26 protein-coding genes are annotated in these 24,843 nt (G+C 32.9%); 15 read left to right on the forward strand and 11 right to left on the reverse strand.

Features of this window, described 5'->3' with window-relative positions; all coding sequences use genetic code 11:
* Nucleotides 1-108 precede the first annotated feature (108 nt).
* The 4 genes from ACVC43_RS04705 (at nucleotide 109) to ACVC43_RS04720 (ending at nucleotide 2,370) form a co-directional block, all read left to right on the forward strand.
* A complete protein-coding gene (locus ACVC43_RS04705; RefSeq protein WP_452223418.1) occupies nucleotides 109-618 on the forward strand; it encodes an RNA polymerase sigma factor in 510 nt (169 codons plus the stop codon).
* Nucleotides 605-1,081, forward strand: a complete 477-nt coding sequence (locus tag ACVC43_RS04710) for a hypothetical protein (protein WP_452223419.1) — start codon at nucleotides 605-607, stop codon at nucleotides 1,079-1,081. Before ACVC43_RS04705 ends, ACVC43_RS04710 begins: the two co-directional genes overlap by 14 nt.
* 148 nt (nucleotides 1,082-1,229) lie before the next feature.
* Nucleotides 1,230-1,799: a DUF4252 domain-containing protein gene (locus ACVC43_RS04715; RefSeq protein WP_452223420.1), complete on the forward strand. Its 570-nt coding sequence runs from the start codon at nucleotides 1,230-1,232 to the stop codon at nucleotides 1,797-1,799.
* A gap of 28 nt (nucleotides 1,800-1,827) precedes the next feature.
* On the forward strand, nucleotides 1,828-2,370 hold the full coding sequence (locus ACVC43_RS04720) for a DUF4252 domain-containing protein (protein WP_452223421.1): 543 nt from the start codon (nucleotides 1,828-1,830) through the stop codon (nucleotides 2,368-2,370).
* A gap of 58 nt (nucleotides 2,371-2,428) precedes the next feature.
* Here ACVC43_RS04720 and ACVC43_RS04725 read toward each other — a convergent pair whose 3' ends face one another.
* From ACVC43_RS04725 to ACVC43_RS04735, 3 genes are all read right to left on the reverse strand, one after another.
* Nucleotides 2,429-2,635, reverse strand: a complete 207-nt coding sequence (locus tag ACVC43_RS04725; RefSeq protein WP_452223422.1) for a hypothetical protein — start codon at nucleotides 2,633-2,635, stop codon at nucleotides 2,429-2,431.
* Nucleotides 2,636-2,638: 3 nt separating this feature from the next.
* Complete coding sequence (purB, locus tag ACVC43_RS04730) at nucleotides 2,639-3,982, reverse strand: adenylosuccinate lyase (RefSeq protein WP_452223423.1); 1,344 nt, start codon at nucleotides 3,980-3,982, stop codon at nucleotides 2,639-2,641.
* A 101-nt stretch (nucleotides 3,983-4,083) separates the two neighbouring features.
* Nucleotides 4,084-4,647 carry an adenylosuccinate lyase gene (locus tag ACVC43_RS04735; protein ID WP_452223424.1) on the reverse strand — a complete coding sequence of 188 codons (564 nt, stop codon included), beginning with the start codon at nucleotides 4,645-4,647 and terminating at the stop codon, nucleotides 4,084-4,086.
* A gap of 37 nt (nucleotides 4,648-4,684) precedes the next feature.
* On the opposite strand from ACVC43_RS04735, the gene ACVC43_RS04740 reads away from it, so the two are divergent.
* From ACVC43_RS04740 to ACVC43_RS04750, 3 genes are all read left to right on the forward strand, one after another.
* A complete protein-coding gene (locus ACVC43_RS04740) occupies nucleotides 4,685-5,158 on the forward strand; it encodes a heme-binding domain-containing protein (RefSeq protein WP_452223425.1) in 474 nt (157 codons plus the stop codon).
* 65 nt (nucleotides 5,159-5,223) lie between these two features.
* Nucleotides 5,224-6,459 (forward strand): glycosyltransferase, encoded by a 1,236-nt coding sequence (locus tag ACVC43_RS04745; RefSeq protein ID WP_452223426.1) that lies wholly within the window; start codon nucleotides 5,224-5,226, stop codon nucleotides 6,457-6,459.
* Between the two features lie 17 nt (nucleotides 6,460-6,476).
* A complete protein-coding gene (locus tag ACVC43_RS04750) occupies nucleotides 6,477-8,042 on the forward strand; it encodes a serine hydrolase (RefSeq protein ID WP_452223427.1) in 1,566 nt (521 codons plus the stop codon).
* 65 nt (nucleotides 8,043-8,107) lie between these two features.
* Here the strand turns inward: ACVC43_RS04750 and ACVC43_RS04755 are convergent, their stop codons facing one another.
* Both ACVC43_RS04755 and ACVC43_RS04760 read right to left on the reverse strand, forming a co-directional pair.
* Complete coding sequence (locus ACVC43_RS04755; protein ID WP_452223428.1) at nucleotides 8,108-8,554, reverse strand: KTSC domain-containing protein; 447 nt, start codon at nucleotides 8,552-8,554, stop codon at nucleotides 8,108-8,110.
* Nucleotides 8,555-8,657: 103 nt separating this feature from the next.
* Nucleotides 8,658-9,785 (reverse strand): DUF2914 domain-containing protein, encoded by a 1,128-nt coding sequence (locus ACVC43_RS04760; protein ID WP_452223429.1) that lies wholly within the window; start codon nucleotides 9,783-9,785, stop codon nucleotides 8,658-8,660.
* Between the two features lie 191 nt (nucleotides 9,786-9,976).
* On the opposite strand from ACVC43_RS04760, the gene ACVC43_RS04765 reads away from it, so the two are divergent.
* The gene (locus ACVC43_RS04765; protein WP_452223430.1) at nucleotides 9,977-11,614 is read left to right on the forward strand and encodes an ABC-F family ATP-binding cassette domain-containing protein; all 1,638 of its coding nucleotides are present in this window, start codon (nucleotides 9,977-9,979) and stop codon (nucleotides 11,612-11,614) included.
* 23 nt (nucleotides 11,615-11,637) lie between these two features.
* On the opposite strand, the gene ACVC43_RS04770 is transcribed toward ACVC43_RS04765, so the two are convergent.
* Entirely contained in the window at nucleotides 11,638-12,594 is a 957-nt protein-coding gene (locus tag ACVC43_RS04770; RefSeq protein WP_452223431.1) for a DUF4421 family protein, read from the reverse strand.
* Between the two features lie 3 nt (nucleotides 12,595-12,597).
* A complete protein-coding gene (locus tag ACVC43_RS04775) occupies nucleotides 12,598-13,269 on the reverse strand; it encodes an SIR2 family NAD-dependent protein deacylase (RefSeq protein ID WP_452223432.1) in 672 nt (223 codons plus the stop codon).
* Between the two features lie 115 nt (nucleotides 13,270-13,384).
* Here ACVC43_RS04775 and ACVC43_RS04780 point away from each other — a divergent pair, with 115 nt between their 5' ends.
* On the forward strand, nucleotides 13,385-14,212 hold the full coding sequence (locus ACVC43_RS04780; protein WP_452223433.1) for a CHRD domain-containing protein: 828 nt from the start codon (nucleotides 13,385-13,387) through the stop codon (nucleotides 14,210-14,212).
* 62 nt (nucleotides 14,213-14,274) lie between these two features.
* A complete protein-coding gene (locus ACVC43_RS04785) occupies nucleotides 14,275-14,937 on the forward strand; it encodes a TrmH family RNA methyltransferase (protein ID WP_452223434.1) in 663 nt (220 codons plus the stop codon).
* A 106-nt stretch (nucleotides 14,938-15,043) separates the two neighbouring features.
* Here the strand turns inward: ACVC43_RS04785 and ACVC43_RS04790 are convergent, their stop codons facing one another.
* Together ACVC43_RS04790 and ACVC43_RS04795 are read right to left on the reverse strand one after the other, a co-directional pair.
* Entirely contained in the window at nucleotides 15,044-15,844 is an 801-nt protein-coding gene (locus tag ACVC43_RS04790) for a carboxypeptidase-like regulatory domain-containing protein (RefSeq protein ID WP_452223435.1), read from the reverse strand.
* A 92-nt stretch (nucleotides 15,845-15,936) separates the two neighbouring features.
* The gene (locus tag ACVC43_RS04795) at nucleotides 15,937-17,808 is read right to left on the reverse strand and encodes a DEAD/DEAH box helicase (RefSeq protein ID WP_452223436.1); all 1,872 of its coding nucleotides are present in this window, start codon (nucleotides 17,806-17,808) and stop codon (nucleotides 15,937-15,939) included.
* A gap of 247 nt (nucleotides 17,809-18,055) precedes the next feature.
* Here ACVC43_RS04795 and ACVC43_RS04800 point away from each other — a divergent pair, with 247 nt between their 5' ends.
* Nucleotides 18,056-20,527, forward strand: a complete 2,472-nt coding sequence (locus ACVC43_RS04800) for a patatin-like phospholipase family protein (RefSeq protein WP_452223437.1) — start codon at nucleotides 18,056-18,058, stop codon at nucleotides 20,525-20,527.
* A gap of 28 nt (nucleotides 20,528-20,555) precedes the next feature.
* Here the strand turns inward: ACVC43_RS04800 and ACVC43_RS04805 are convergent, their stop codons facing one another.
* Complete coding sequence (locus ACVC43_RS04805; RefSeq protein WP_452223438.1) at nucleotides 20,556-21,131, reverse strand: non-canonical purine NTP diphosphatase; 576 nt, start codon at nucleotides 21,129-21,131, stop codon at nucleotides 20,556-20,558.
* Between the two features lie 48 nt (nucleotides 21,132-21,179).
* Between ACVC43_RS04805 and ACVC43_RS04810 the strand changes: the two genes are divergently transcribed.
* A complete protein-coding gene (locus tag ACVC43_RS04810) occupies nucleotides 21,180-21,893 on the forward strand; it encodes a hypothetical protein (protein ID WP_452223439.1) in 714 nt (237 codons plus the stop codon).
* Here the strand turns inward: ACVC43_RS04810 and rlmH are convergent, their stop codons facing one another.
* Nucleotides 21,894-22,367 carry a 23S rRNA (pseudouridine(1915)-N(3))-methyltransferase RlmH gene (gene rlmH, locus ACVC43_RS04815; RefSeq protein ID WP_452223440.1) on the reverse strand — a complete coding sequence of 158 codons (474 nt, stop codon included), beginning with the start codon at nucleotides 22,365-22,367 and terminating at the stop codon, nucleotides 21,894-21,896. It abuts the gene before it with no gap.
* 91 nt (nucleotides 22,368-22,458) lie between these two features.
* Here rlmH and nadC point away from each other — a divergent pair, with 91 nt between their 5' ends.
* From nadC to ACVC43_RS04830, 3 genes are read left to right on the forward strand one after another with little or no spacing between them, the layout of a single operon-like run.
* Nucleotides 22,459-23,319, forward strand: a complete 861-nt coding sequence (gene nadC / locus ACVC43_RS04820; protein ID WP_452223441.1) for a carboxylating nicotinate-nucleotide diphosphorylase — start codon at nucleotides 22,459-22,461, stop codon at nucleotides 23,317-23,319.
* 12 nt (nucleotides 23,320-23,331) lie between these two features.
* Complete coding sequence (locus tag ACVC43_RS04825; protein ID WP_452223442.1) at nucleotides 23,332-24,339, forward strand: YihY/virulence factor BrkB family protein; 1,008 nt, start codon at nucleotides 23,332-23,334, stop codon at nucleotides 24,337-24,339.
* Nucleotides 24,336-24,761 carry a DUF2147 domain-containing protein gene (locus tag ACVC43_RS04830; protein ID WP_452223443.1) on the forward strand — a complete coding sequence of 142 codons (426 nt, stop codon included), beginning with the start codon at nucleotides 24,336-24,338 and terminating at the stop codon, nucleotides 24,759-24,761. The genes ACVC43_RS04825 and ACVC43_RS04830 overlap by 4 nt, the downstream gene beginning before the upstream one ends.
* Nucleotides 24,762-24,843: the final 82 nt, after the last annotated feature.

Below are 24,843 nucleotides of genomic sequence, written 5' to 3' on the forward strand. Positions count from 1 at the left end.
TAAAATTTTTCTTTTTCAGGTTAAAAGTAATTATTTTTATTTTAATGAAAATGTTTTGTAACAAAATAGAAAGTAGTTCGTCGTAATGACATAAACCAGCCAAATTAAATGACACAGTTAGAATTTTTAAATATTGTGACACCTTTTAAGGATAAGGTCTTTAGGTTAGCCAAAAGATTATTAGTATCCAGAGAAGAGGCTGAAGACGCCACACAAGAAATTTTAATAAAACTGTGGAATAATAAAAAGAAAATAAAAGACTATAAAAATGTGGAAGCATTTTCTATGACAATGACAAAGAATTTTTGTTTCGATAAATTAAAGTCTAAACAAGCGCAGAATTTAAAAATTGTACATAGTAATTATCAAGACCACAGTGTGTCTTTACAAAAAGAAGTAGAATTAAACGACAGTATTGGCTGGGTTGGCAAAATAATGGAAGATTTACCCGAACAACAAAAAATGGTAATCCAGCTAAGAGATATAGAACAATACGAATTTAAAGAGATTGCAAAAATGCTTGATATGAATGAAACTGCAATACGTGTAGCGTTATCAAGAGCAAGAAAAAAAATAAGAGAAAAACTAACTAATACACATAATTATGGTATTAAATAATATAGAAAATTTACTTAAAAAGTACGAAAACGGTGAGACATCACTAAAGGAAGAAGCTCAGTTAAAAGACTATTTTTCTCAAGAAACTGTAGCGCCACATTTAGAAATGTATAAGCCAATGTTTAACTATTTTTTGGTAAACCACCAAGAACAGTTTACTAAACAACTGCCACTAAAATCTAAACGCGTATTTAATTACAAGTGGTTATCTGTTGCTGCTGTTGCGGTTCTTATGTTGTCTGTCTTTGTTTATAATCCATTTGCTAAAAATGAAGAATTAACTATTACAGAAGCAGACAAAATTGAAATTAACAATGCTAAAGAAGCTTTAGCAATCATGTCTAAACACTTAAATAAGGCCACAGCGCAAGTAAGTTATTTAGATGTTATTAATAAAGCTGGCACGCAAGTTGACTATTTAAAAGAAGTAACGCATCCTATGGATCGTTTATTAAAAAACTAAAAAAATCTAACAAACAAAAACAAATGAAAATGAAACGAGCGTAACAAGCGTTTAAAAACTAAAAACAAATGCTAAATCGCGAGTACATTTTTACATTATTAACAAATAAATACGAAAAAAAATGAACACTATAAATAAATTAAACACGATGAAAAAGTCCCTAATTGTATTTGCTTTCGCAATACTATTAATGCCATTAACAGCAATGGCTCAAAGCGATATTTTTGATAAATATAGCGATAACGATAATGTAACTTATGCTTCTATTAAGCCAAAAATGTTTCAAATGCTGGCAAAAATTAATGTGCAAACAGACGATAAGGAAGCACAAGAATTTATGGATATGGTAAAAAGCATTACCAGTTTTAAAACGTTAGCTACAGACGATAAGGCGGTTGCTGGAGATATGGATAAATGGGTAAAATCTCGTGCTAATTCTCTAGAAGAGTTAATGGAGATTAAAGACGATGGAATGGTTGTAAAATTCTACGTTAAAGAAGGTAGAAACGAAGATTACGTAGCCGAACTTTTAATGTTTGTAAATGGATTAGATGCCATAATGAAAGATACAGATGTTACTGTTAATGGAAAGAAAAGAAGCATGGAATCTGTATTGGTTTCTTTTGTAGGCGATATAGATTTAAATCAATTATCTAAGCTTATTAATGCTTTCGATTTGCCAGGCGGAAAAGAATTAGACAAGAAAAACAAGAAGTAATCAGGCTATAAATCATCAATCACAGTATATGAAACCATTTATAAAAACCCTTTGTTTTAGTTTTCTATTTGCACTTGCGTTAGTAAGTTGTAAAGATGAAAACTCCATACAAACTTACTTTGTAGAACATCAAGATTTACCAGAGTTTAAGCAAATAGATTTATCGGCTAAATTGGTAGATTTCTCGCAAGCAGAGTTAACCGAAGCCCAACAAGAAGCCGTAAACAGCTTCGAGAAAATAAACTTTATAGGTTACAGAATTAAAGATGGTAATATGGATGCTTATAAAACAGAGTTGGAAAAGGCGAAGCATATTTTTAAAAATGAAAAGTATACCGAGCTTATGGAGTTTAGTTCAGATGGTACAAAATTTAGAGTAAACACACTTGGTGATGATGATGCTGTAGACGAAATTTTAATACTGGTAAGTTCTAATACAACTGGTTTTGGAGTGGCAAGAATTCTGGGTAATGATATGAATCCTGAAAAAATGGTTGAATTATTTAACGGTATGCAAAACGCAGATGTGGATGAAAACCAGCTAAACGATATTATAAATTTCTTTAAATAAGAATTTATAGTTTACATGTTAATATAAAAGGCTTATCGGGAGATAAGCCTTTTATTATTTAAAAGAGATCTTCTCTTTTGTTCTCAACAACCTCTATATCTTCTTGTAGTGGTTTCGCTTTAATTAAATTAATTATAATTAAAAGAAACAAACCTCCCAATATAATTTTTACAATTAAATAATTAAGTATGCCAAATAAACCAGCTATAAAAAAACCGATGATAACAACACCAGAAAGGTAGAGTGATTGTTTATTAGTAAGCATAGTTTATATTCCTGTGTAATTACTTGGCGAAATTGCTTTTAGTTCTGTTTTAATGGTTTCGCTTACCTCTAAGGTATCAATAAAATTTGAAATAGAGGTTTCAGTAATTGCCTCATTAGTTCGTGTAAGTCCTTTTAAGGCTTCATATGGATTTGGGTAAGCTTCACGACGTAAAATAGTTTGTATAGCCTCTGCAACCACAGCCCAATTGTTTTCTAAGTCCTGAGCGAACTTTGGCTCGTTAAGTAATAATTTATTTAAACCTTTTAGGGTTGATTTAAACCCAATAAGCGTATGCCCAAAAGGAACTCCAACATTACGTAATACAGTACTGTCTGTTAAATCGCGTTGCAAACGAGAGATTGGTAGTTTTGCAGATAAATGCTCGAAAATAGCATTAGCTATACCTAAATTACCTTCGGAGTTTTCAAAATCTATTGGGTTTACTTTATGTGGCATGGCGCTACTTCCCACTTCTCCTGCATTTATTTTTTGCTTAAAGTAATCCATAGATACATAGGTCCAGACATCGCGATCTAAGTCTATAATAATGGTGTTAATACGCTTTAAACAATCGAATAAAGCAGCCATATGGTCATAATGCTCTATTTGTGTTGTTGGGAACGAATGTTGTAATCCTAATCTGTTTTGTACAAAGTTACTACCAAAAGCTTTCCAGTCTATATTTGGATAAGCAACTTTATGTGCATTAAAATTACCAGTAGCACCACCAAATTTTGCAGCACTTGGGATATCGTTTAATAAATTAAATTGTTCTTTTAAGCGTACAACAAACACTTCAATTTCTTTACCTAAACGCGTTGGAGAGGCTGGCTGGCCATGTGTACGTGCCAACATTGGTATAGCTGCCCAATCGTTAGAAAGTGTTTCTAATTTTTTTAATACTTCAAGATATTGCGGCACATAAACATCGTTCATGGCTTCTTTAATACTTAAAGGAATAGCTGTATTGTTAATATCCTGAGAGGTGAGCCCAAAATGAATAAATTCTTTATATGCTTCTAACCCAAGTTTATCGAACTCTTTTTTTATAAAATATTCAACAGCTTTTACATCGTGATTGGTAATACTTTCAATCTCTTTAATAGCCAACGCATCTTCGGTAGAAAAATCTTTATATATTTTACGTAAATCGTTAAAAACCGAAATGTTTACACTTTTAAGTTGAGGTAAAGGTTGCTCGCAAAGCGCTATAAAATATTCTATTTCAACTAAAACACGGTATTTAATTAGGGCTTCTTCAGAGAAATACTTGCCTAAGACTTCAATTTTATTTCTATAACGTCCATCTATTGGTGAGATGGCATTTAATGCAGATAATGACATAGTTAATGTGTTGGTTGCTTCAAATTTTGAAAGAAGCAAAGATAGCCAACAAAGTGAAAAGTTAAGAGTGAAGCGTCTAAAAGTTTATCAATTTTTTTGTTCTATTTTTTTATCTTCTTTAAAATATGTCTTGCGCGTGCTTTAAAACCAGAACTCTGCATTTGGTAATCGCGTTCTAAAATAAGGGCTAATTCTGGATGAATCCATTTAAACTCACTACCTAAGAGAAATAAGCTATTCATAGCATACGCTTTAGGCGCAATTTTCTCGTCGTTAATCATCCAATCGAAACAGGCTTCAATAATTTTTTCTTTATGTTCTGACGATAGTGTAGCTTTAATTTTGCTTTCTTTTTTGCCGTAGTAAGCTTTTATTAAATACTCGCAAACTTTAGCTACTGGGCGAACAGCCGAATCTATTTTTACTGTATTAATTTTATCTGTAAAGTAATCTAAATACGGAATTATAGCTTCCAGATTTTCACCGCACATAAACTCGAAAACCCAAGCTGCTCGTGGTGATATTTTATCATCTACCATAAACATGATAGCCAATAACTTAGGGATTAATTCTGGGTTGTTAATGACTAAATTGGCATAGTACAAGCGCTTTTCTCGCGAGTGATTTACATAATTTAATTCTTGGTATAAGGCTTCGGTAGTCAAATGAAATTCTTATTTTTAGACTTTAAAATTAAACAAAATGAAAATTGTAAGAAAGATACTATTACTTTTATTAGTAATTTTTGTTGTTGCACAATTTTTCCGACCAGAAAAAAACGAAGGTAACATGGAATCTGTTACTGCTTTTTTAGCCGAAACTAATCCGCCGGAAAACGTAAAAGCTATTTTAAAAGAATCGTGTTTCGATTGCCATAGTAATAATACACGTTACCCTTGGTATAACAATATTACGCCTGTAAATTACTGGTTAGCAAATCATGTTAACGATGGTAAAAAACATTTTAATATGTCGCAGTGGGAAGGCAATTCGGTTAAAAGAAAAGACCATAAGTTCGAAGAATTAATTGAGATGGTTGAAGCTAAAGAAATGCCATTAGACTCTTACACCTGGACGCATAGTGAAGCCGTTTTAACCAACCAACAAATTAAAGATGTAGTACAATGGGCAAAGCAAGTAAGAACTGGCTATGCACTTACTCCAAGACCAGAATAATTTTTAAATAAAAGAAGAGTTATTATATAAACAACTCTTATTAATTAATATATAATTTATCCCTTTTGAATAAAACACTCCTTATTATAGGTTTCGTCTGGCCAGAGCCACAAAGTTCTGCTGCAGGAAGCCGTATGATGCACCTAATAGAAATTTTTAAGAACAAGAATTACGATATAACTTTTGCAACAGCATGTGCAAAAAGCGATAATGCTTTCGACTTAGAAAGTATTGGAGTTAAAACCAAGACTATAACCCTTAACGACTCGAGTTTCGATACGTTTGTTAAAGAGCTCAATCCAGATGTGGTTATGTTCGATCGTTTTATGATTGAAGAACAGTTTGGATGGCGAGTTGCAGAACAATGTCCGCAAGCCCTTAGAATACTTGATACAGAAGACTTACACTGTTTAAGACGTGGACGACTTTTAGCCTTAGAAGATAATACTGTTTTCGACACAAGATACCTTTTTAACGATACGGCTAAGCGAGAAATAGCAAGTATTTACAGATGCGATTTAAGTATTATCATATCAGAAGTTGAAATAGAAATTTTAACGCAGCAATTTCATGTTTCAGATGGCTTGTTGTGTTATTTGCCGTTTTTATTAGACGCTATTTCTTTAAAGACGCAGAAAGCCTTACCAAATTTTAAAAAATGTGAACATTTTATTGCTATTGGTAATTTTTTACATGCACCTAATGTGGATGGTCTGGTGCATTTAAAACAAAACATTTGGCCGCTTATAAGGCAAAAACTACCAAAAGCAGAGGTTCATATTTATGGTGCTTATGTTACCGAACAGGCAAAACAAATGCATAACGAAGCAGATGGATTTATAGTTAAAGGTTTTGCAGAAAACATTAAAGAGGTTATGCAAACTTATAAAGTTTGTTTGGTGCCTTTACGCTATGGAGCGGGTTTAAAAGGTAAAATTATTGATGCTATGGTAAACGGCATTCCATGTGTTACAACAAGTATTGGAGCCGAAGGTATGTATGGCGACTTGGAACCCAATGGTTTTGTAGAGGACGAACCAGAAATTTTTGCCGAAAAAGCAGTCGAATTATATACTAATAAAATTTACTGGGCAGGGAAACAGAAAATAGGTGTAAATATTATTAACATTCGTTTTGATAAGCAATTGTACACCAAAGACTTTTTACATAAAGTTGAAACCACCCAAAATGCTTTAGAATTACACCGAAGAAACAACTTTACAGGAAGCATGCTTATGCATCATACTTTACAGAGTACTAAGTTTATGAGTAAGTGGATAGAGGAGAAGAATAAAAACTAATTCTAAAAAATGTTATTATGAAAGATTTCAGACTTAGAAAATTAAGTTTCATTTTAATGCTGGTAGTAACATCAGTATTAAATGCACAAATGAGTTCTACACAAGTAGATTCATTAGTTAACTATGCAATGAGTAAATTTAATGTGGCAGGTTGTGCCGTTGCTGTTGTTAAGGATGGGAAAGTTATTCATAATAAAGGCTATGGAGTAAAATCTATTGTAACTAAAAGTGCGGTAAACGAACACACACAATTTGCAATAGCCTCTAATAGTAAGGCTTTTACAACTGCGGCTTTAGCTATTTTAGTTGAAGAAGGTAAGATAACATGGTTAGATAAAGTAAAAGATCACATTCCGGAATTTAGAATGTATAATCAATATGTTGAAGACAATTTTAATATTCAAGATTTAGTTACACATCGCAGCGGATTAGGATTGGGCGTGGGAGATTTAATGTTTTTTCCCGATGGCACCGATTTTACAATGGATGACTTGTTGGTTAGTTTTCAATATTTTAAACCAGAATCTGCATTTAGAACAAAATGGGACTATGATAATTTGCTATACCTCGTTGCAGGTGAGCTTATTGCAAGAAAAAGTGGTATGAGCTGGGAAGATTTTATTAAAACAAGGATTTTAGAACCGTTGCATATGGATAACACCTATGCATCTTTAGATCGTATAAAAGATACCAGTAACTTATCTGCCTCTCATGCCGTAGAAAGTGGAGAGATTAGAGTAATCCCAACGTTTAAAGAAATGATGAACGGTGCAGCAGGTGGCATATTCTCTAATGTAGATGATATCTCCCAATGGATGTTACTCCATTTAAACAAAGGGAAATATGGAGACCGCTTAAACAAGCAATTGTTTACAGAAAAGAACCATCGCGAAATGTGGCGAATGCATACTGTAATGAGCACAGACCCTAATCCCAGATATAATTCTCACTTTGCAGGCTATGGTTTAGGATGGTTCCTGTCTGATGTAAAAGGAAATTTAAAAGTAGAGCACACTGGAGGTTTACCAGGTATGTTATCTAATACTGTTTTAATTCCGGATCTTAACTTAGGCGTGGTTATTTTAACCAATACAAGCGATGATGGCGCAGGTTTGTTTTCGTCTGTTGCCAATGCCATAGCCGATGATTATTTAGGCTTAGATAATTTTAACTGGGTAGATAAGTATGCTGCCTATTTTAAACAAAGAGCTACTGGTAATGATGAGGTAACTAAAAAAGTATGGGACGAAATAGCAACAGTAGACGCATCTACAATAAAACAAGATAATTACGTAGGTTTCTATAAAGACAATTGGTTTGGTAAAGCCGAAGTTTTTAAAAGGAATGGTAAACTCTGGATTCAGTTTTTACGTTCCCCAAAATTAAACGGAGCCTTACAATATTATAAAGACAATACTTTTGCTGTTAAATGGGAATATCAAGATATGAATGCCGATGCTTTTGTGTTTTTCACTTTAGACAGTAAGGGCAAGGCGCAAGGCATTACCTTAAAGGGTATTTCTCCCAATATAGATTTTAGTTTCGACTTTCAGGATTTAGATTTAAAACGTGTAAAAGAATAATATAGGCTTACAAACAAAAAGGCTCAAAATTTTAATTTTGAGCCTTCATTATTTTACAACGTTTATTAAGCAACGACGTCCTGTTTTTTAATTTTTCTATAAGTAAACGAATTAAAAATACTACGCTTAGCAAAACGGGTTTGTTTATCGCTACTAGCAAATTTTATATAAAGCGCTTTATTAACTCCAAAATACTCGTAGGTATTACCGTCTAAAAAAGAAACTTCCAAAAGTAACCCTTTATGTTTCCAGTCCATAATTGGCGAATTAATAGTAGTGTTATAGTCTTCTAAATTTGCAGCTTTAGTTTCTGGAGCAATGCTTACCAAAAAATGGTAACCATCAATAATCTTACGGCTCATCACTTCTGCTTCTTCAGCTTTAGCATCATTATCTTGAAATTTGTCTGGATGCCATTCTTTTACCAGATTTCTGTATTTTTTTTTAAGTTCGCTAAGTGTAGGCTGTGCTTCAACCTCAAATAACTTTTTGTACTCGTTTATGCGCTTCATAATTTATGCAATTCTAAATTTTGCGCGAAAGTAGTCTTTTGTTTTTAAAATAAGATGAGATTAATAGGGAAGTTTTACTATTTCAACATTTCATTTAAAATGCTTAAAACCTTTTCTTCACTAATTTTTTAGGTTGCAATGTCGTACTGGTTATAATTTCGAAATCAACAACACCTAAAACCAATTCTTCTTCGGTAATAACTTCAACTTTCCAGAATCCTTCCTTTACATTACTTTTATAAGTGTACCCTCGAAACCCATTATCCCTTCCGCCTGTAATATCGTACCCAATATCTTCAACCGTTTCCCAATTTTGTGTCGTGTCGTTATACCATTTCCACCTGTGTAGTACTGCTTTTTTTAAATCTGTTGGTGCAAAAACAGAGGCAAAAATATAGACTCTTTCATTTGGTTTGTGGATATATTCTTTTCTGTATTTTCGCCAGAACACGTACCAGTTTTCAGCTTCGTACGTTACCATATATTTATTATCGGTTTTTACAATACTATGTGCTACAATACCATTAGAAAGCGCTAATGGAACGGGAGGAATTAATTTTAAGAAGTAAAACGAATTGATAAATAAATAGATGGCAATTATAATTCCCATAAGCTTAGCATAATGTATTTCTACACGTGTGCTTGGGCTTGAACGGTAAATTAAAGTGATAAATGCAATGGTAATGCCTAAACTTACAAGGCCAGATAATAAAAAGATATAAGTGTTCATTTCTCTAATAAACACTGGGATAATAAAGGAGAAAAAGGTAAAACTGATAAAAAAGTAAACACCAAATTGTAAGTATTTGTTGGCAATACGCTTTTTTAAAAGCTCGTTTGCAAATAAAAGTAAAAGTAGGAGTATAAAAAAAGAAACAGTTTTAGATGCCGAAACACTTCTAAAAAAATAAATAACATAAGCACTGGAAAGACCTCCAAAGAAAAACTGGATTGCTAAGGGTAAATATATTTCATAGCGTGCAAGCAAAGTGTTTTTCCACCTGCCGTCTTCTGCTAAATTGTAGAGGTAGATTACAATTGTAAGCGATGTCATGTGTAAACATAAAACTACCGTATCGTAAAGCCTATCGACACGACCAAGCGTTAAGGTATCGAAAATAAAACCGGCAATAAAGAAAAATACAGGAGCATATTTTTTATGTTTTATTATAAATGTCCTGAATTTACTGTCTTTATATTTAGTTTGGTATTTATGTAATATTTTCCTCATGTTTAGTTTAAGAACAGCGTAAATATAAACGAAATAACACTATTGAGAGCACTTGTTTTTGCTATATTAAAATTAATGTGATACTAATGAATGTACCGAGTAAAATTATTTTTTTTTATGCTCTCTTTTATAAAAAGTAATCCGTTGCTTTTATTAATTTTGCTGCTGAAAAAAATTCAGGAACACAACAGATGATTACAGTAGATAATTTAGCAGTAGAATTTAGCGGAACCACTTTGTTTAGCGATGTTAACTTTGTTATTAACCCTAACGATAAGATTGCATTAATGGGGAAAAATGGTGCAGGAAAATCGACCATGATGAAAATTATTGCTGGCGCACAAAACGCTACAAGAGGTAAAGTAAATTATCCTAAAGAGACTGTAATTGCCTATTTACCACAACATTTACTAACCGAAGATAATTGTACCGTTTTCGAAGAAGCTTCTAAGGCGTTCGCTCATATATTTAAAATGAAAAACGAAATGGAAGCCTTAAACACACAATTAGAAACACGTACAGATTATGAAAGTGATGAGTACATGGCTATTATAGAAAAGGTAAGTGAATTAGGCGAGCAATATTATGCATTAGAAGATATAAATTACGATGCCGAAGTAGAAAAAGCGCTTAAAGGTTTAGGCTTTAAACCAAACGACTTTACGCGATTAACCAACACCTTTTCTGGCGGCTGGCGAATGCGTATAGAATTAGCTAAAATACTATTACAGAAGCCAGATTTAATATTATTAGATGAGCCTACCAACCACATCGATATAGAATCGGTTATATGGTTAGAAGATTTTCTGGTAAATAAAGCCAATGCTGTTATGGTGATTTCGCATGATCGTGCATTTATCGATAATATTACCAATAGAACAATAGAAGTTACTATGGGTCGTATTTACGATTATAAAGCTAATTATTCGCATTATTTGCAGCTACGTGAAGATAGACGTGCACACCAGATAAAAGCCTACCAGGAACAGCAAAAATTTATTGCAGATAATATGGCATTTATCGAGCGTTTTAAAGGCACGTTTTCTAAAACAAACCAAGTGTCTTCCCGAGAACGTATGCTGGAAAAATTAGAAATCATTGAAATTGATGAAGTCGATAATTCTGCTTTAAAATTAAGTTTTCCGCCAGCGCAACGTTCTGGAGATTACCCTGTAATTGTAGAAAATTTATCTAAAAGTTATGGCACAAATACGGTTTTTAAAAATGCGAGTTTCTCTATTGCAAGAGGCGAAAAGGTAAGTTTTGTTGGTAGAAATGGCGAAGGAAAATCTACAATGATAAAATCTATTTTAGGCGAAATAGAAGTAGAAGGTAAATGCAGTTTAGGGCATAATGTTAAGGTTGGTTATTTTGCCCAAAATCAAGCAGCTTTATTAGATAAAGATTTAACCATTTTCGAAACTGTAGATGCTGTTGCTAAAGGCGATGTAAGAACGCAAATAAAAAACATTCTTGGTCGTTTTATGTTTAAAGGCGACGATATAGACAAAAAAGTAAGTGTGTTATCTGGTGGAGAAAAAACCAGATTGGCAATGGTTAAACTTTTATTAGAGCCTGTAAATTTGCTTATTTTAGATGAGCCCACCAATCACTTGGATTTAAAATCTAAAGATGTTTTAAAAGAAGCATTACTGGCTTTCGATGGGACACTTATTTTAGTCTCTCACGATCGTGATTTTCTACAAGGTTTATCTCAAAAAGTATTCGAATTTAAAGACCAACGTGTAATAGAACATTTTGAAACGATTGATGCGTTTTTAGAAAGAAACAGAATTAAAAGCATAAAAGAAATGGATTTAAGTGCTTAAATTACATTTTACCAAACTTCTAATTATTTTTTTATTTTATCCTTCACCCATTCTACTTGCTTTTTTAAACCAGCAGGCGGATTAAAACGGTATCCAAAATAGATTTTAGCATAACTTCTATCGCTTATTATATTCGTTTTTGTTTTGGCATTTGTAGCTTTAGAGTCGAAATTAAAATTAGCGCCAGCAACCATGTTCTCAGAGGTATAGCCAAAGTACAAGCCTAAATTTACCGAAGTTGTAAACAAGGTACTTTGTTCGCTGTTATCACCTAAAGCATAATCGGTAAACCGAACGCCAATAGCAGGCGAAATAGCAGGAGTAACAAACCAATTATCTTCAATAACCCAAGTATAATAGTAATCTGCAGCAAGCGCAATGCTATAAATGTTTTGTGCTTCTTTTATGCCTTCTACACGATCCGAAATACGTTGGTAACCATAACGAACCGTTGGAATAAAACTTCCAGCACTTTTACGTTGCCATTCGGTATTAAACAACACGTGTTTAAGTGAGAAATTAGGATTCATAACGTAAGACGTAGCACCATTCCAGCTAATGGTTTTAAAGTCGGGAAATTGCTCCTGTTCACCTTCTAATATTTCTCCATCTCTATAAAAACCACGAACGCGTCTGTATTGAAACGTCTGTATCCATTGGTTAAAAAATAAGCGTACTGCATAATCTTGAAATGCCGTTTTATAAGGCAAATCCTTATCTCTTGGAGAAAAAGCAACTTTTAGTCCTATAAATTCATAATTAGCAGATAAAGCAAATTTGAAATTATTATTGGCAGTAAGACTAAAATTATCTGTAGTGTTATTTTGAATGGAATACGATTCGGTTTGTGTATCTAAATTGGCTTTTAGCATTATTTTATGCTTAAAAGAGGTTATGTAAGTAGAATCGTTTACTTCGGTTTCCTGGCTAAAACAAGTAGCAGTTAAACACACAAAAAATAGGAGGAAAGTGTTTTTCATTAATTATAACAAATTTATAAATTGTTGCATGCCTTTTGTTGCTGTCTCCGCAATAACGGTTAAATTTTTACTACTACTAACCGCTGGATTGGGATCTATAAAATAGGTTGGTGTGTTTTCTGGTACATAATGCATTAAACTTGCAGCAGGATACACTTGCATAGAGGTACCAATAATTAGCAAAATGTCTGCCGTATTGCATACATCCACAGCAGTTTCTATCATAGGTACAGCCTCGCCAAACCAAACAACATGCGGACGTAATTGATGTCCGTTTTCATCAAAATCGCCAGTATTTAAATCGGTAGTCCAAGGTTTTACATTAGCTTCATCTTTAATGGAGCGTACTTTTAATAATTCGCCATGTAAATGAATAACATTACTACTTCCTGCACGTTCGTGTAAATCGTCTACATTTTGAGTAATAATTGTCACTTTAAAATTGGCTTCTAATTTCGCTAAATCAAAATGAGCCGCATTAGGTTTTACTTCTAATAATTGTTTTCTTCTTTGGTTATAGAAATTGAATACCAATTCTGGATTTGCTTTGAAACCTTCTGGTGAAGCAACAGACATGACGTCGTGGCCTTCCCATAAGCCATTGGCATCGCGAAAGGTTTTTAAACCACTTTCGGCACTCATTCCAGCACCAGACAGGACAACAATATGTTTCATTTAAAAAAAAATTAAAAGCTAAAGTTAGTATTATTTCTCTTATGGTTGGCGAACTAAACATTAATCTGTAATTTAGTACTTAGTTATACAATTAATATAAAAAAAACCTATTTAAATGAAAACAATATATAAACTCTTATTAATTATTCCGTTGGTGTTTATTACCAGCTGTAATTCAGACGATAATGAAACCGATCAAGTAACAGTGTTCCAATCTAAAACGTACACACTTACTACAGTAAATAATTCTGGAATTTCTGGTACGGTACGTTTTATTGAAAATTCAAATTTTACACGCAGTATAGAACTAAATGTATCTGGAACCAGTGCTGGCGATTTCCATTCAGCCTTTTTATATTTAGATAATGCTGCCAACGATGGCGAAGACATTGCTTTAACCTTAGATGCCGTTAATGGCGAAACAGGCACGAGTACAACTGTGTTTACAACTTTAGATGATGGTACACCAATCTCTTATGCAGATTTAATTAATTTTGATGGTTATGTTGAAGTTAAATCTAACGACACCAATTTAAACACTCCAGTTGCCAACGCAGATATTGGACAAAATGAATTAACCACAACACAAGTTACTTACACATTAGAAGAGCGCGATTTAACCAATGCTTTTGGAACTATTACCTTTAAAGAGCGATTAAATGGAGAAGCTTTAGCTGTTTTTAATTTGGAAGGCACTCCAGCAAGCGGTATGCTACCAGCTCACATTCATGCGGGAAGTGTAGATAGTGCTCCTGGAGCAATAATTTTAACTTTTAAAACGGTGAATGGCACCACTGGTTCAAGCCATACGAATATTAGCGAATTAATGGATGGGACGCCATTTGTTTATGATGATGTTTTAACCGTTGATGGTTATGTTAATGTACATTTTGAAAATGATTTAAGTCTCTTAATAGCCCAAGGAAACATAGGGATTAATTAAAAGCACCACAATATAGATTATAAAACCTGATGCATTTGCGTCGGGTTTTTTATTTTTACTTTATGATAGATATAAAACTTCTCGAACATCTTGAAACTTATCTTACCGAAAACAGGTTAGAACGTTTTGGTAAGGTACTCGAGCAACGCACAAAACACTTTACCGTGGCAACAGAGGATGTTTACCAATTGCACAATACAAGTGCGGTAATTCGTAGTTGTGATGTGTTTGGAATACAGGAAGTGAATATTGTAGAGGAAACTAACTCCAAGCGTATAGATAGAGAAATTGCAATGGGAGCGCAGAAATGGGTAGATTTAAATAGATACCATTCTGTAAAGGATTGCATAAATGAATTGAAGAAAGAGGGTTACCAAATAGTGGCTACAACACCACATACAGACGATGGCGAGTTGTATGATTTTGACGTGACTAAAAAATCTTGTTTTTTCTTTGGAAGGGAAACCGAAGGATTATCGGAAGAAGTTTTAAATGAAGCGGATGTTTTTCTAAAAATACCAATGGTTGGCTTTACAGAAAGTTTAAATATTTCGGTTTCTGCGGCTATAATTCTTCAACACGTTACTACAAAGTTGAAAAAAACAAACATAGATTGGCATTTAACAAAAACTGAAAAGCTTGAAAAACGCTTGGATTGGTGTAAAAAAACCATTAAAAGTTATCATGAGATTATTGAACGTTTTTATGCAAATAAAAGGAAATAATTAGCTCCATTATATTAGAGAAGAAAAGAAGATATGGAATTTAATTGAGACACAAAAAAACAAAGGCGAAACACATTTTCACAAAGAATCTTATAACTAAAGTTATTTATCTTTTCTTTTTATCGCGACTTAACACCTTATATTCTTCGTAACATTGGCTAATGGCGTCTAACATTTGTAAATCGTTAGCACTATTAATAAAGTCTTTAGAATAGTTGCACTGCGATACAATTTCATCTAAATCCACTTTACTAATTTGAAGTAAAACCATGAGCGTTTCCCTATCGAAACGAGACGCTAAGAGGTTTCTAATCTCATCGTCTTTTTTCATTTGTTTTAGCTTTTTTAGCTCTTCACCTTTACGGCTAAACGTATTATAAAGAAAATCTAAGGGATTAAAAATAGAGCCCAGTACTTTACTTATTTTACTGGAAGATTTATTATTTCCAGCTTCGTAGCCAGACGATAAGCCAGAAATACTGTAGCGATAATTAGTATTTAAAGCCACTTGTTTAATGTCGATTTCTAAGTAGCCTGTAAGTTGTAAATCGTTTACCACAACTTCTTCTAAGGCTAATGCTAATTCGGTTAAAGTAATTTTAGAGCTGCCAAATTTTAGCCAATCATTTGTTACCCTAACTTTAATCGATTTATAACCAATGTAAGTTAAATGCAGCGTGTCGTCTACTTTGGCTCTAAGTTTAAATTCTCCTTTACTATTGGTAGAAGTTCCAATAACTTGGTTAAGGTTTACAATGTTAACACTCTCAATAGGTTCACTGGTTTGAGAGTCTATTATTACACCTTCAACTTTATCCTTTGTAGTTGTGCTGTTACCTTCCTTTTCCTGTGCAACGACAGAATAGGTACTAAAAATAAAAAAAAACAGGATTAAAAGTTGCTTCATTATTAATGCTCTAAGCGATAAAAGTACTAAACAAATTTTATTTAGTACTTCTATGCTTTAGTATTTGACTTAATATTAACAAAAAGGTTTAATTATCTCCTTGAACGTCTTGGTCGAGTATGTGTTGTTTTAAACTCACTTTTATCTCTTTCGCCACCATCACCTCTTCGAGAACGTGTTTTTGGTTTATCGTCATTTCCACGTCTTCTGTCACCTCTGTCTGCTCCTTCGCTGCGTCTGCCACGTCTCTCTTCGCTTCTTCCGCCTGCACGTCTTCTATCACCACCGCTTCCGCCATCACGACGTCTTCCGCCTCCAGATTTTCCGCGACCACGACCACCACGATTTGGCTTATCTTCTGTCACTTCAACGTTTACAAAACGTCCTTCGTGTTTAAACTCAGAAAAATGTGCTAATACTTTCGCTTCGTGTTCTTTTTCGGTATTGAAAAAAGAAAACGTTTCTTTAGTGTCTACCTTAAATAAATCATCTTTTCCTAACCCTAATTGTTCTTTTAAAAAGTCTTTTAAAGTCATCCAGTTAAAGCCATCTTTCTCACCAACGTTAATGAAATAACGGGTTGCATTGCCGCTGGATACACGACCGCCATCACGACCACCATCGCGATTAGGATCGCCAGCAGAGATATTTAAATCTTTTGCTTTTTGGTAGTAGTTAAAGAATCTTGTAAATTCTACAGAGAAAAATTTCTTGATCAATTCATCCTTACTGGTATCTTCAAACAAGGCATTTATGTCTTCTAAATACTTATCAATTTCATGGTTAATTTCTGTGCTATGTATTTTATTCGCTAAAGACATTAATTGCACTTCGCAAATTTCCATACCGTTAGGTATTTCCTTTTTCTCGAATTTTTTATTAATAATACGCTCGATGCTTTTTAATCTGCGTATTTCACTTTTAGAAACAATAACCATAGATACACCTGTTTTTCCGGCACGACCTGTTCGTCCGCTTCGGTGTGTGTACGTTTCTATTTCATCACTTAATTGGTAATTTATTACGTGTGTAATATCGTCAACATCAATACCACGAGCAGCAACATCTGTTGCCACAAGCATTTGTATTTGGCGTGTTCTAAACTGCTTCATTACGATATCGCGCTGGTTCTGACTTAAATCACCATGAAGCGCTCCAGCACTGTAACCGTCTTCTATTAATTGCTCTGCAACTTTTTGTGTATCGCGTTTTGTTCTACAAAAAATAACCGAAAAGATATCTGGATTAGCATCTGCCAAACGTTTTAGAGCCTGGTAACGGTCGCGAGCATTTACTAAATAATATTCGTGAGATACTGTATCTGTACTTTCGTTTTTATGTCCAACCGTAATTTCTTGCGGACTGTTCATAAACTTTCTTGCAATTGTTGCCACTTCTTTTGGCATGGTTGCAGAAAATAACCAGGTGTTTTTATCTTCAGGCGTACCAGAAAGAATATCTGTAATATCTTCTTTAAAGCCCATGTTTAGCATCTCGTCTGCCTCGTCTAAAACCGAATACTGGATTTTAGTAATATCAACTAATCTACGGCTAATCATGTCTTTCATTCTACCTGGAGTAGCTACAATAACCTGTGCGCCACGTTTTACTTCGCGTGCCTGATCGGTAATGCTCGATCCTCCATAAATAGCTACAACGTTTAAACCTTTACAGTATTTACCGTAGGCTTTCATTTCGTTTGCAATTTGTAAACACAACTCACGTGTTGGAGATAATATTAAACCTTGCGTTGTGCGACTGTCAATATCAATTTTTTGTAGCATTGGGAAACCAAATGCAGCCGTTTTTCCAGTTCCAGTTTGCGCTAAGGCTACTAAATCTGTTTCTTCGTTTAATAAAATTGGGATTGCTTTTTCTTGTACTTCAGATGGTGTTTCAAAACCTAAATCTGCGATACCTTTTAAAAGATCTTCGTTAAGACCTAATTCTTGGAATGTGCTCATTCTTTTGTTATGTATTTCAATGTCAATCTATTTGGTGTTACGAATAGAAGTGCATTGAACATACTTAACCTAAAACTTCTAGTAACACATCCTCTCTCTGAGGAGTCAATTATAACGCGCTTGCGTTTTTCAAGGTGCAAAGGTACAACTAAATTTAAGATTAATTGTAATTAATTTAACGAAGTGATTGTTCAAAAAAAAATAATATCGTAAATTGTTAACACGCTGTTAATCAAAATTATATAAAATGAAAGTAGAAGAGTTTACTTCAAGTGTATGGAGTGTAGTAGAAGATTTAAGAGAGTGGAAAGCTGATCAGGCAGAATCTGGCAAACCATTTTTTATGTCTGAGTTTTGGGACGAAGACGGTAACCAATATGTAAATCTGGTTCAAGAAGGTGGTGGTATGTTAGGGATTGCTTTAGCAGGATTTACTTATGTATTAGAAAAAGTTGGTATTCGGTTTCTTGGTTTGGCAGGTACCTCTGCGGGTTCTATTAATTCTTATTTAATGTCTGCCATTGGCAGTCCTAGCGAAGAAAAAAGTGAACGTATTCTAAGGCACCTAATTAACAAGGATTTCATGGATTTTATTGATGGTGGAAAAGATGCCAAAGCCTTAATAAAGTTTATAACCTCGAAAGACAAAAAAAGCTTTTTAAATTTTATTGCTAATCCAATTATGTTGTGGAATTACTGGGATTTGAAAAAGAAGAAAGGAATGAATCCCGGAAAAAACTTCGAGAGTTGGCTGGATAATATTCTCAATTGGGAACAATTATGCGATGGCTTAGAACTGGCATATAACGGCATTTACACAAAAAACTGGACCAAGTCAGGTTTTGAAGAAACGTTAAATATGTTAACCAATAATTTTCATGTATTTAAAGCGCATGATTACTGTTGTAGCCTACAGGTGTATAAAAAGGATGAAAAGAGTAAAACATTAAATAAATGCCTTAATAATTTATGGAGTAGTGGTGAAAAAGAACTGTCTCGTTTTGAATGTACAGATTTAATGGTAGAGGTTTTAAAGTGTTTAGAAAAAGAAAATGAAATAAAGATAGTCGCCTTAACATTAGGAGAACTAGATAAGAATATGAAAAGACTAACCAAATCGATTTATACAATTCGTTATGGAGAGTCTATAGCTATGCTTAAAAAGAAAGGAATTGGTTTACCTGCATTACCAGAAGATACTATAAAGAAACAATGTATTCTGGCATTAATTACAGCAGAGTTAACTACGCAGACTAAAGTAATTTTTCCCGAAATGGCAGATCATTACTTTCAAGATGTAAATAAGGTTAATCCATCACAATTGGTTAGAGCGTCTATGTCGGTACCTTTACTTTTTGAGCCTGTACGGCTAAAATTAGATTGGATGAATCCTGGAGATAACGCCTACGATGCTATTAGAAAAAAATGGTTTGAATGGTGCAGATTTAAAGGTAGTTTACCTAAAGAGGTGTCTTTAGTAGATGGTGGCATTATGTCTAATTTTCCTATAGATGTTTTCGATGAGTTAGAATCCAAATGGGAAAGAGAGAAAGAATTACGAGAAAAAAATGAAGCCAGAAGTAAAGGTGTACCCTATGTAAAGCAATACAACGAACTAAAAACGCATACAACCACCATTGGCGTTAAGTTAGGTATTGACAGAGATAAAACTAAAGAAAATAATACAATACTTGGTTTGTTAGGCCAATGTTTCGATAATGCAAGAATAGTACGCGATTTCGAATCTATAAACAAAAATCCTTCTGTAAGTAACGAATCTATAGCCTACATAGATACAAGTAATTTTAACTGGTTAGATTTCCAAATGAATCCAGAGGATATGAAAGCCTTATTTATGGTTGGAGCACAAACAGCTTCAAGCTTTGTAAAAAGTTTTAATTATAAAAATTATTACAATAGCCGAAACTCAAAATCCATAGAAATAGTTAAGGATAAATTATTTAACGATGTCTATGTTTCAGACTTTAACAATAGACTCTATCAAGCAGAGACGCAACTTGAAGAAAGAAAAATCATTAAACAGCAAGAGATAGATGATTTGGTTGACGCTATTCAATTACCTAAAAATGTCAACAAATATTGGGCGGATGCTAACACAAAAAATGTTATTAATTATGTGCCTAATAATGAAATTCAAGAAGTAAAAGTATTAGAAGTTTCTAATGAGGTATATAATAGAACCATTGCCATTCAAGAAAAAATAAACCATATTAAACAAAACTTAAATAAAAAATTAATACCAGATATTAGAAACATTATGCTGCGTATTTCGTTAATACGAAGCTGTTTTAGTACAGAAGAAGATTCTTCAATAAATAAATTTCCAGTGCTTTGGGTAAAAGAGAGCGTTAATTTTAATGATTTAGATGTTAATGACGATTTACTAACTGAAATGATTGATTTTGCAGGCGGTACAATTGATACTATTAACCACGAGGCAGAAGCAATTAAAGTGAACGATAATATAGATTATTACGACATAATTATCGTTAAAGCCTACCATAAAGATATTGAGGAGTCCAACTTACAATTGTTTAGAAATTTAAAAATTGAAAGTCATAATACAGTTAAAATAATTGCATATGTAAACGATACCAATTTAGAATTTATACCTAATACTCACGTGAAAATATATAATAACAGAACAGATTTGTTACATAAAATATTAGATAATTTTCATAGAAATATTTTTGTCTAACCATGGCTTAGGTTTAATTATTAACTAATTATAACGTGTTTAAATAGTTTACCAATTGCGAAACCGCTTTCCCACGATGGCCAATCTTATTTTTAAGAGTTAAGTCTATTTGGGCAAAGGTTTCAGTATAGCCATTTGGCATAAAAATTGGGTCGTAACCAAACCCTTTATCTCCTTTTTTATCGGGAGTGATTTCACCTTTACATATACCAGTAAAGGTTTCAGTTTTATTGTTTAAAATTAAAGCGATAACGGTTTTAAATTGGGCGTTTCGATTTGGTTTATCATTTAAATTTTTTAAAAGTAAATCCATGTTATCGTTTGCATTACGCTGCTCACCTGCATAACGCGCACTATAAACACCAGGTTCGTTATTTAAACTTTCTACCTCTAAACCTGTGTCGTCTGCAAAACAATCGTAACCATAATGTTGTTTAACGTATTCTGCTTTTTGTATGGCATTACCTTCAATGGTGTTTTGGGTTTCTGGTACATCTTCAAAACAGCCAATATCTTGTAAACTCAATAGTATTATATGTGACGGAATTAAAGATTGTACTTCTTTTAATTTGTTGAGGTTGTTGGTGGCGAATATGAGTTGCATACTTTGGTGTAATTAATGTAATTTAGCTTGGTAACAAAAATAGTTTTAATGAAACAAATAGTTAGTCTCTTGATTGTGCTTTTTTCGGTTTTTAGTTTTTCGCAGGAAAATAAAAAAGAGAAAGTTTATGAGTTTGATTATTTCTTGGAATATAGCGAGAAAGGTGGAGAATGTTATACTAACGATTGCAAGCATTTTAAATTAGTAAATTCTAAAGATAATTCTTATCAATTAGTATTATACCCTTCAGGAAAAGATTCTTTAGGAATTTTTTTTAAAGATTTTAGTAAGTACTATGCTAAAGGAATCTTATTATCAACAGATCTGTTAAAAGAAGATACTTTAGATTTTAAATGTGGATATAACAAGATTATTAGAGATAATTTGGTTACAGAAATAAGAATGAAAGATTGGAAGTATAAATACAATTATCTAAAGATAAAAGATACTGTTATTAATAGCAATTTAGGAGTTATTTATTCTGCAATTAACAAAAATAAGTTGGAGAGAAAAAACAAAAAAAACAAAAAGCTAAATTTAAAAAGATATATTGTAATTGAAGAAAATAGCGATTTTAATACAGTACATTTTAATAATTTTTTTGATAGAGAACAATGGGAAAGAAGTAACGTTAATTTTGGTGGAGTAATTAAGTATAAGTTTATAAAAAGGCATAATGTTGATCATCAAGATTGGGAAATAACACTAGAGAAAATATCTCCTTTTAAAAAAGTTCTAAAATTAAAAATAGATTGCGATTAATCATCGATGATGATAAGGTTCATTCCTCAAAATAGTAAACCCTCTGTACAATTGTTCAATAACGAATAAACGCACCATTTGGTGAGAAAACGTCATTTTAGAGAGCGAAATTTTACCTTTGGCTTTAGTATATACTTCTTCGCTAAAACCATAAGGACCACCAATAACAAATACCAGTTGTTTTATGCCAGAATTCATGTGTTTTTGTAAATAGTTTGAAAACCCGACGCTATCATGCTGTTTGCCGTTTTCATCCAATAAAATTAAAACATCTGTAGCGTTTAACTTATTTAAAATAAGTTCGCCTTCTTTTTGTTTTTGTTGCGCTTCGCTTAAATGCTTAGCCTTTTTAATATCAGGTATAATTTCAAAATCAAATTTAATGTAAAATCCTAAACGCTTTTTATAATCGTCTATTAAAGCTTGAAGTTGCTTATTATCTGTTTTACCAATGGCAATGAGTTTAATGGTCATGCCGTAAAGGTAAAACTTTTTGCAATTTGCAAATTGAAAATTTCATTTTTTTGATTTGCAATCATTATTTTAGCTAAAACAATTTTTATAAATGATTTCTCAGGAACAATTCAATAAAGAAATAGAATTAATAATAGCCAATGCCATTCGTGAGGATGTTGGTGATGGTGATCACAGTTCATTATCGTGCATTCCAGCAACAGCTCAAGGCAAAGCAAAACTTTTAGTTAAAGATAATGGTGTAATTGCAGGCGTGGAATTTGCAAAACAGGTATTCGCTTACGTAGATCCTAATTTAAAAATTGAAACATTAATTGAAGATGGAAGCAAAGTAAGCTATGGAGACATTGTGTTTTATGTGGAAGGAGCATCGCAATCCATTTTAAAAGCCGAAAGATTGGTACTTAATGCCATGCAACGTATGAGTGCGATTGCGACTAAAACCAAACTGTTTGTAGACTTATTAGAAGGTACTGGAACCAAAATTTTAGACACACGTAAAACAACACCAGGCATTCGTGCCTTAGAAAAGTGGGCTGTAAAAATTGGTGGTGGAGAAAACCACAGATTTGCATTGTACGACATGATTATGTTAAAAGACAATCACATCGATTTTGCTGGAGGCATAACCAAAGCCATTGAGAAAACAAAACAATATTTAAAAGATACTAATCGCGACTTAAAAATTATTGTTGAAGCAAGAGATTTAAAAGAAATTGAAGAAATTCTTGAAAGCGATGGTGTATATAGAATATTAATAGATAACTTTAATTACGAAGATACCAAGAAAGCTGTCAAGCTTATTAACAATAAATGCCTCACCGAAAGTTCTGGTGGAATTAACGAAAAAACAATTAGAGATTACGCACTTTGCGGAGTAGACTATATTTCGTCTGGAGCATTAACACACTCCGTTTATAATTTAGATTTAAGTTTAAAGGCAGTCGATTAACCCATAGGTTTAATGCCAGAAAATATCGATAAAGAAATAATAGAAGAAATAGTTGTTGAAGAGCAATTTAAGAAAAAAGAGCTAAAAGAAAAATTGCTTAAAATTCCTGTGCTTAATAGTTTAGTAAAATTATTAAGTAATATAAAACTACCAGGATTAGAAGGTTTATCGCTTTACGATTTAATGGAATTATACATTATTGGTATTGCAAAAGGCGCGCTAACAACAAGAGCAAGCGCCATTGCCTATAGTTTTTTTACCGCGTTATTTCCATTTTTATTATTTATTATAATAATTATTCCCTCTATTCCTATAGATGGTTTCGAGAACGACTTTTTAGCGTTTTTAGAATCTGTTTTACCACCAACAACTTCCGATTTTTTTTCAGACAATATCTTTAATGCATTAAAAGGCAAAAACAGCAATAGCGGTTTATTATCTACCGTTTTAATTGTTGCTATTTTTTTAATGACTAATGGCGTAAACGCCCTTTTTGCAGGTTTTGAAAGCTCCTTTCATCAGCAATCAACAAGAAATGTTTTTAAGCAATACTTTTTTGCTATGGGAGTTGCCTTAATTTTATCGCTTTTACTAATTATAACCGTTGCAGTTTTGGGTTACTTTCAAATTTATATTGTAGATAATACCTTGGAATTTTTCGAGGAATACGGTTATGATGCAAGACGAAAAGCAGGCTTGTGGGCAAATATTGCACAATATGCTTTCTTTGTAATCGTTACATTCTTTGCTACTGCAACATTATATTACTTAGGTACAAAAGAAGGGAGATATGCTCGATTCTTTTCGGTTGGTGCCTTATTTACAACGGTACTTATCATGTTAACATCCTACCTGTTTGGTGTTTATATTGAAAATTTTGCACGTTACAACGAACTATACGGTTCTATTGGAGCGCTATTAATATTATTATTTTATCTATGGTTAAACGCCAATATTTTACTACTTGGCTTCGAATTAAACATGGCTTTAATGCGTTTAAGAAAACAACATAAAAAATGAAAAAATCCTTATTAGCTTTAGTCCTTTTAGCATCCTTTTTAGGCAACGCACAAGATGTCTTTGGAGAATGGACCACAGTAGATGACAACACCAAAGAAAAAAAATCTGTGGTAGAAATTTTTAAACGCGACGGGAAAGTCTATGGTAAGATAGTAGAAATTTTCGATGATAGTAAAAGAGATTTGCCCTGCATTTACTGTGATGGTGCAGATTATAATAAACCAATTTTAGGATTAGAAATAATTAAAAATTTGCAAAAGGATGGTGAGTATTATAAAAAAGGAACAGTGGTGAATCCAGAAAACGGCAAAGTTTATAAATTAAGATTAGCCTTAGATGAGGATAATCCAGATTTACTTCAAGTACGCGGTTATGTAGGTTTTTTCTACCAAACACAATATTGGGAACGTGTTAAAAAGTGACCAAATGTTAGTAAACAATTATCAGTAAACAAAGAGCAGTCATTATTAAGGTTATTGCAACTTTACCAATCCAAAAATCCAG

This window comes from Lacinutrix chionoecetis (assembly GCF_053604665.1).

Coding starts and splice junctions, on each gene's coding strand:
- ACVC43_RS04705 (WP_452223418.1), top strand. CDS start 109: ATGACACAGTTAGAATTTTTAAATATTGTGACACCTTTTAAGGATAAG.
- ACVC43_RS04710 (WP_452223419.1), top strand. CDS start 605: ATGGTATTAAATAATATAGAAAATTTACTTAAAAAGTACGAAAACGGT.
- ACVC43_RS04715 (WP_452223420.1), top strand. CDS start 1,230: ATGAAAAAGTCCCTAATTGTATTTGCTTTCGCAATACTATTAATGCCA.
- ACVC43_RS04720 (WP_452223421.1), top strand. CDS start 1,828: ATGAAACCATTTATAAAAACCCTTTGTTTTAGTTTTCTATTTGCACTT.
- ACVC43_RS04725 (WP_452223422.1), bottom strand. CDS start 2,635: ATGCTTACTAATAAACAATCACTCTACCTTTCTGGTGTTGTTATCATC.
- purB (WP_452223423.1), bottom strand. CDS start 3,982: ATGTCATTATCTGCATTAAATGCCATCTCACCAATAGATGGACGTTAT.
- ACVC43_RS04740 (WP_452223425.1), top strand. CDS start 4,685: ATGAAAATTGTAAGAAAGATACTATTACTTTTATTAGTAATTTTTGTT.
- ACVC43_RS04750 (WP_452223427.1), top strand. CDS start 6,477: ATGAAAGATTTCAGACTTAGAAAATTAAGTTTCATTTTAATGCTGGTA.
- ACVC43_RS04755 (WP_452223428.1), bottom strand. CDS start 8,554: ATGAAGCGCATAAACGAGTACAAAAAGTTATTTGAGGTTGAAGCACAG.
- ACVC43_RS04760 (WP_452223429.1), bottom strand. CDS start 9,785: ATGAGGAAAATATTACATAAATACCAAACTAAATATAAAGACAGTAAA.
- ACVC43_RS04765 (WP_452223430.1), top strand. CDS start 9,977: ATGATTACAGTAGATAATTTAGCAGTAGAATTTAGCGGAACCACTTTG.
- ACVC43_RS04770 (WP_452223431.1), bottom strand. CDS start 12,594: ATGAAAAACACTTTCCTCCTATTTTTTGTGTGTTTAACTGCTACTTGT.
- ACVC43_RS04775 (WP_452223432.1), bottom strand. CDS start 13,269: ATGAAACATATTGTTGTCCTGTCTGGTGCTGGAATGAGTGCCGAAAGT.
- ACVC43_RS04780 (WP_452223433.1), top strand. CDS start 13,385: ATGAAAACAATATATAAACTCTTATTAATTATTCCGTTGGTGTTTATT.
- ACVC43_RS04785 (WP_452223434.1), top strand. CDS start 14,275: ATGATAGATATAAAACTTCTCGAACATCTTGAAACTTATCTTACCGAA.
- ACVC43_RS04790 (WP_452223435.1), bottom strand. CDS start 15,844: ATGAAGCAACTTTTAATCCTGTTTTTTTTTATTTTTAGTACCTATTCT.
- ACVC43_RS04795 (WP_452223436.1), bottom strand. CDS start 17,808: ATGAGCACATTCCAAGAATTAGGTCTTAACGAAGATCTTTTAAAAGGT.
- ACVC43_RS04800 (WP_452223437.1), top strand. CDS start 18,056: ATGAAAGTAGAAGAGTTTACTTCAAGTGTATGGAGTGTAGTAGAAGAT.
- ACVC43_RS04805 (WP_452223438.1), bottom strand. CDS start 21,131: ATGCAACTCATATTCGCCACCAACAACCTCAACAAATTAAAAGAAGTA.
- ACVC43_RS04810 (WP_452223439.1), top strand. CDS start 21,180: ATGAAACAAATAGTTAGTCTCTTGATTGTGCTTTTTTCGGTTTTTAGT.
- rlmH (WP_452223440.1), bottom strand. CDS start 22,367: ATGACCATTAAACTCATTGCCATTGGTAAAACAGATAATAAGCAACTT.
- nadC (WP_452223441.1), top strand. CDS start 22,459: ATGATTTCTCAGGAACAATTCAATAAAGAAATAGAATTAATAATAGCC.
- ACVC43_RS04825 (WP_452223442.1), top strand. CDS start 23,332: ATGCCAGAAAATATCGATAAAGAAATAATAGAAGAAATAGTTGTTGAA.
- ACVC43_RS04830 (WP_452223443.1), top strand. CDS start 24,336: ATGAAAAAATCCTTATTAGCTTTAGTCCTTTTAGCATCCTTTTTAGGC.